The sequence below is a fragment of the Pseudomonas sp. K5002 genome (assembly GCF_013386655.1).
Lineage (GTDB): Bacteria > Pseudomonadota > Gammaproteobacteria > Pseudomonadales > Pseudomonadaceae > Aquipseudomonas.
Genome location: NZ_JACARK010000711.1, coordinates 1 through 5,899, shown reverse-complemented (window position 1 = coordinate 5,899; position 5,899 = coordinate 1). Strand labels below are relative to the sequence as shown.

Annotated in this window: 6 protein-coding genes; 4 read left to right on the top strand and 2 right to left on the bottom strand. The window is 60.2% G+C overall.

Annotation, left to right across the window (positions count from 1 at the left end; all coding sequences use genetic code 11):
• Positions 1 to 149: 149 nt before the first annotated feature.
• Entirely contained in the window at positions 150 to 1,958 is a 1,809-nt protein-coding gene (locus HX846_RS26810; RefSeq protein WP_102604789.1) for a monovalent cation:proton antiporter-2 (CPA2) family protein, read from the bottom strand.
• Between the two features lie 359 nt (positions 1,959 to 2,317).
• Here HX846_RS26810 and HX846_RS26805 point away from each other — a divergent pair, with 359 nt between their 5' ends.
• The 3 genes from HX846_RS26805 to HX846_RS26795 all read left to right on the top strand — a co-directional run bounded on the left by HX846_RS26805 (position 2,318) and on the right by HX846_RS26795 (position 3,996).
• Entirely contained in the window at positions 2,318 to 2,683 is a 366-nt protein-coding gene (locus HX846_RS26805; protein WP_003208083.1) for a type II toxin-antitoxin system RelE/ParE family toxin, read from the top strand.
• Entirely contained in the window at positions 2,676 to 2,981 is a 306-nt protein-coding gene (locus HX846_RS26800) for an XRE family transcriptional regulator (RefSeq protein WP_003208085.1), read from the top strand. The genes HX846_RS26805 and HX846_RS26800 overlap by 8 nt, the downstream gene beginning before the upstream one ends.
• Positions 2,982 to 3,099: 118 nt before the next feature.
• The gene (locus HX846_RS26795; protein WP_256579771.1) at positions 3,100 to 3,996 is read left to right on the top strand and encodes a LysR family transcriptional regulator; all 897 of its coding nucleotides are present in this window, start codon (positions 3,100 to 3,102) and stop codon (positions 3,994 to 3,996) included.
• Here the strand turns inward: HX846_RS26795 and HX846_RS26790 are convergent.
• Positions 3,986 to 4,387, bottom strand: coding sequence for a RidA family protein (locus tag HX846_RS26790; RefSeq protein ID WP_003208087.1), 402 nt, complete (start codon positions 4,385 to 4,387; stop codon positions 3,986 to 3,988). The two genes, HX846_RS26795 and HX846_RS26790, sit on opposite strands and share 11 nt — an antisense overlap.
• Before the next feature lie 181 nt (positions 4,388 to 4,568).
• Here HX846_RS26790 and HX846_RS26785 point away from each other — a divergent pair.
• On the top strand, positions 4,569 to 5,899 hold a 1,331-nt coding region (locus HX846_RS26785), incomplete at its 3' end, for a DUF726 domain-containing protein (protein WP_178966437.1).

Here is a 5,899-nt window from a genome sequence, read left to right as displayed (position 1 = left end):
GCGAGGACTTGGCTGGCGCCGAAGCCGGCGGCCAGCGCGAGGGCCAAGAGGGCTGCGGTCTTGCTGAGGGTGGCCATGAAGCTCTCCAGGGATGAACGAAATTGCGCCGTATTCTGTCAGAAAACTCGCAAGATCGTTCATCTCCATCCCTACACCTTGTCGGACTCTTCCTCGATCCGGTCCATCTCAAACAGCCGTGCCAGTTCCGTCCGGGCTTCCTGGGCAGACTGCATCACCTTGGCCGCGTCGTCATACACGGCGTGTTGGGCCGCCAGCAATTGCAGGTCATGGTTTTTGAAGCGGCTGATGCGCGCGTCGGCCTGGGCCTGGGTCAAGCCAAGGCCCACCAGGGTGCGGCGGCTCATTTCCAGGCTGGAGTAAAACGTCTCGCGCACCGGTGACGCGTCGAGGTCCACCAGGCGGTGCACATGCTGGCGGTTACGGGCACGGGCGATGATCTTCATGTGCGGGTAGAGGCTGCGTACCAGCGCGGCGGTCTTGATGTTGATCTCGGGGTCGTCCATGGCGATCACGAAAAACTCGGCCTGGTCGACTTTCGCTGCGTGAAGGATTTCCGGGCGCTGCGGGTCGCCGTAGAACACCGGCATGCCGCCGAAACTGCGGGTCAGTTCGATGGTTTCCACCGAGGTGTCGAGGGCAATGAACGAGATGTTCTGTGCCCGCAGGATCCGCGCCACGATCTGCCCCATGCGGCCCATCCCGGCGATCACCACCCGTGGCGCATCGCTTTCGATGGCACGGTATTCCTCGGGTACTTCCACCGGCTTGGCCTTGGGCTTGAACAGCTTCGGGCAGAGCAACAGCAGCAATGGCGTCACGGCCATGGACAGGGTGATGGTCAGCACCAGGATGTCGTAGAGGTGCGGCTCGAACAGGCCCTGGTCGCGGCCGATCTTGAACACCACGAATGCGAACTCACCACCGGCTGCCAGCACCACGCCCAGGCGCAGCGCGCTTTCAGGGTTCAGGCCGCCTGCCAGGCGACCCACGCAAAACAGCAGCGGCAACTTGATGGCGATCAGCAGCAGGGTCAGCCCCAGCACGATCACCGGCGCGCTGAACAGCAGGCTGATATTGGCGCCCATGCCCACGCTGATAAAAAACAGACCCAGCAGCAGGCCCTTGAACGGTTCGATCTGCGATTCCAGCTCATGCCGGTATTCGGAGTCTGCCAGCAGCAACCCGGCGAGGAAGGCGCCGAGGGCCATGGACACGCCCACCAATTCCATCAGCCATGCGGTGCCGATCACCACCAGCAACGCGGTGGCGGTGGAGACCTCCCGCAGGCCGGTCTTGGCGACGATGCGAAACACCGGCCGCAACAGATAGCGCCCGCCGATGATCACCACGGCGATGCTGCCCAGTACTTCCAGGCCGTGTCGCAGGCCCTGGGAGGTGGTGGCGGGATGATCGCTGCCCGCGAGCAGCGGCACCATGGCGATCAACGGGATGGCGGCGATGTCCTGGAACAACAGAATCGCAAAGGCCAGTCGCCCGTGGGGCTGGTTGAGTTCCTTGCGCTCGGCGAGGCTTTGCAGGCCAAACGCGGTGGAGGAGAGCGCCAGGCCAAGGCCCAGCACAATCGCGCTGTTCCATGATTGGCCAAACACGAACAGCGCGACCACGCCGATCACGGTGCCCGTCAGTAACACCTGTGCCAGGCCTACACCGAACACTGCCTTGCGCATCACCCACAGACGCTTCGGTGACAACTCCAGGCCAATGATGAACAGCAGCAATACCACCCCAAGTTCGGAAAACTGGCTGACGCTTTGCGGGTTGCCCACCAGGCCCAGCACCGATGGGCCGATGATCACTCCGGCCAGCAAGTAACCCAGCACGGCACCCAGTTGCAGGCGCTTGGCCAGGGGCACGGTCAGGACGGCAGCGAGCAGGAATACAACGGCCGCTTGTAACAGGTTGCCTTCATGGGGCATTGGGAACTCCGGGATCGTTTTGCTGAATCAACAGGTTTTACTGTAGGAGCGAGCTTGCTTTGCAGGTCCCAAGGCCTTCGCCTCCGGGTTCATTGGATGTCGTCCGGTTCTTTCGCGGCACTCTCCAAACTATTAATACCATTTATTTCAATGAGTTTTATGCACGTGGCGGTCGGGATCATCCGTGGTGCCGGCGCTATGGTCGTGTCTTCAGCCGCGCGAAAGGGTGGTTTTTTATGGGCTGAGCATTGTGCGGGAATAATCTACAAACACTTTTCCGGGACAAACGGAAGCCTGTACACGCCAGGAACTCCTACAGTTATGCCCTTGAGTTTATATTCCATGGATGGCATATTTGCATGAGTTGGGACGTTGAATACACGGACGAGTTTGGAATCTGGTGGGGCGGTCTGGATGCAAAGGAGCAATCCTCAGTATCGGCCAGTGTGGATTTACTGGGCCTTCTGGGGCCAGGCCTTGGCTTCCCCCACAGCAGTGACATCAAGGGCTCCAGGCATGGCTGCCTGCGAGAGTTGCGGGTGCAGCATGCCGGGCGGCCTTACCGCGTTCTGTATGCATTTGATCCGCGCCGGTGTGCCTTGTTGCTGATTGGCGGGGATAAAACCGGTCGAGGCCGGTGGTATGACGAATACGTCCCGCTGGCTGAGAAGTTGTATGACGAACATTTGGAAACACTGCTTAAAGAGGGCCGTCACCATGGCTAAAAAATTCAGTGAGCTGCAGGCTCGCATGACACCGCAAGCCCGGGCCGATGCAGAGCGCATCTTCCAGCAACACCTGAAAGAAATGCCCCTGCATGAACTGCGCAAGGCGCAACAGATGAGCCAGGATACGCTGGCCAAGGCGCTGAATATCAATCAGGCGGCAGTGTCCAAAATGGAACGGCGCACCGACATGTATATCAGCACGCTGCGTAACTACATTCGCGCCATGGGAGGAGAACTGGAGATTGTCGCTACGTTTCCTGATGGCCAGGTAAAGATCGAGAACTTTGCCCACTGAGTCATCCGCTCCGTCAAAAGCCCGGCCATGCGCCGGGCTTTTTTGTTCGCTGAATGCCTGTCGTCATTGTGCAGCTTTATGGACAATACTCGCTATTCTCGCCCTATCGGACATCAACGTGAACCAGCTCCTCGCCATGCGTGCCTTCGTCCGTGTCGTCGAAACCGGCTCCTTCAGCCGCGCATCCGACCAATTGGCACTGCCGCGTTCCACCGTCAGTAAACTCATCACGGACCTGGAGAAGCACCTTGGCGTCAAGTTGATGCATCGCACCACCCGTGCGCTGGCGGCGACGCCGGAGGGGTTGGAGTACTACAGCCACGCGCTGTGCCTGGTGGCGGAACTCGATGAACTGGACAATGCCCTGCGCGGGCAGAAGCTCAAGCCCGGCGGCCACCTGAAAGTGGATGCGCCGGCGTCCTTTGCCAATTGCCTGCTGATCCCGGCGCTGGTGGATTTTCATCGTGAGTACCCTGAGATCACTATCGCCCTGGGCATCAGCGACCGCGCCGTGAATATCGTGGGGGAGGGTGTGGATTGCGTGCTGCGCGCTGGCAAGCTCGATGACATGGCAATGATCGCCCGCAAGGTTGTCGACCTCGAGTACGTCACGTGCGCGGCGCCCGGTTACCTGGAGCGCATGGGTACTCCCGTGTCTCCCGAGGACCTCGAGAAGAACCACCTCAAGGCGGGATATTTCTTTGCCGGGTCGGGTAAGCCGGAGCCGTTGATTTTCGAGAAGGGCGCGACTCGGTATGAGGTAGGCAACTGCGCGTTTTCCACCAACGAAGGCAACGGCCTCAAGGAAATGCTGCTCGCCGGCCTGGGCGTCGGGCAGCATTTCAAGACCATCGTTGACTACTACGTAGAGGCAGGCCAGTTAGTCCCGGTACTCGAAGACTGGACCCGGCCCGCCACGCCGTTGCACATCATCTATCCACCCAATCGCCATCAGAACGCCCGGCTGAAGGTATTTATCGACTGGGTGATCGAGCGGTTCGGCGTCAGGCAATAATCGCTGTAACGCGGATTTCAATGCGCATTGCCGGCAGCCCCAGGGCTTCTACTCCCAGCTCAGTCCAGATGGGGGCGTGATTGGGCATGTAATGGCGGTACCACTTGACCATCTGCTCGTTCACCTCCGGCGGGAAACCTCCCACGTGGTAGGAATTGACGTGTACCACATGCTCCCAGCCGGCGCCGGCTGCCGCCAGGGTGCGTTCGAGGTTTTGAAAGGCCAGGGCGATCTCGTCGGTGAGGGATTCGGGAATCTGGAACTCGTCATCCCAGCCGCCCTGGCCCGAGGTTTCGACGCGGTTGCCGATTTTGACCGCCTGGGTGTAATGCAGGGTCTCGCGTGCAATGTCGCCGTAACCGGGTGTGATGAAAAACTCGGGCTTGCTCATGGTGTTCCTCGGTTTCAGTGGTTGACCCGACAAAGGTTAATGGACTGAATCTGCGAACAAAATCCGCGTTTTTTGTCATCACTGTGCAGGGATATGGATAGTCCGAGTATCAGTTATTCACATTCCCGTAGCCCGCCCTTTGTTACTATCGCCCTCCGTCGTCGCCAGGAGTCACCGTCACATGCAACACCAGTGGGATGAAATGCACCGCACCCGCAAGCCCACGTTTGTGTTGTGTGGCGAGCCCCAGGGGGATGTGCTCAATCTCTACGTGCATGGTTATTCGGCGTTCTTCAACCAGCAACAACTGGGTAGTTTCTCCCGGCAACTGGCAACCATCGAAGGCTCCACCAACCTGATGCTGTTCTGGCCGGCAGGGCATTTCCTGGAAAACCTGTTTGCGCCGTTCAAGGATGTGATTACCTCGATGTTGGGTGGCGGTAGCCTGGGTGCCGCAACCATCGGGGTGGGCAAGGCGATTGCCTATTTCCTCGACCACTACAAAAGCGTCGAGGCGCGGGTGGATGAGGTCGCCAAAAGCCTGCTGCCCGAATTGGCCAACTACCTCCATGGCGAGTCGATCAAGGTGCGGCAGATCAACCTGATCGGCCACTCCCTGGGCGCGCGCATCCTGGTCAAGAGCCTGCTGGCCAGCCCTGAGGTGGCCCGTGAGTTGCCGCTGAACAACCTGCTGCTGATGGGCGGTGCAATTTGTACCTCCAGCCCCTGGGACCTGGTCTCGGCGCCGCTCAGCGGTCGGGTGATCAACTGCCACTCGAGCAAGGATTGGGCGCTGGCGCTCAAGCCGGACACCGAGCGCTGCATCGGTCGTTATGCGATCCCGCTGACACCGGCGCTCAAGGCCAAGGTCGCCAACGTGCACCTGGCCACGTTCGACCACGCCGCGTATTGGCCGCAACTGAAGACGGTGGTGCAGTACACCGACCTGCTGCAGGAACGCCGGGGCATGATCCGCGCCGATCAGCGCAGCAGCGAAGTGCGCTTTGCGGAAGAGGATGTCGAGCTGTTCCCGCTGCTGGTGCAGGCGCGGCCGGAGGAGTTGCAGTTTTTCGCCGAGCTGATGGCGCAAAAGCGCAGTGCCTCTATCGACGCCACCGTGCGCGAGCCCTTGAAGCTGGCCATCGAGTTGCAGCGCATGGGCGGCGACACCTTTATGAACCTGGCCCGTGGTCATGGCGTGAGCTATCGCGAAATCGCCCAGGACGTGGCGCAGCGGGTGGGTATCAAGTTTGATCAACCGATCGAGAAAGTGGCCCTTGCTGATCTGGAACTGCAGGTTGCCGAACGGCTGATCGAGCAATACAAGGACAAGCTCAGCCAGGCTGATCGCCAAGTGTTCGAGGCAGAGTTGAAGGCTGCGGCACAAAAGGAACAGGGTTTTTTCAATCGTTTCGATGTCGGGCGCTCAGCCACCACTGCCCTCAGCGGGACCGCGCTGGCCGGGTTGACCGGGTTTATCCTGCGCCGGGGCGCGGCCACGGCCATTCCGGT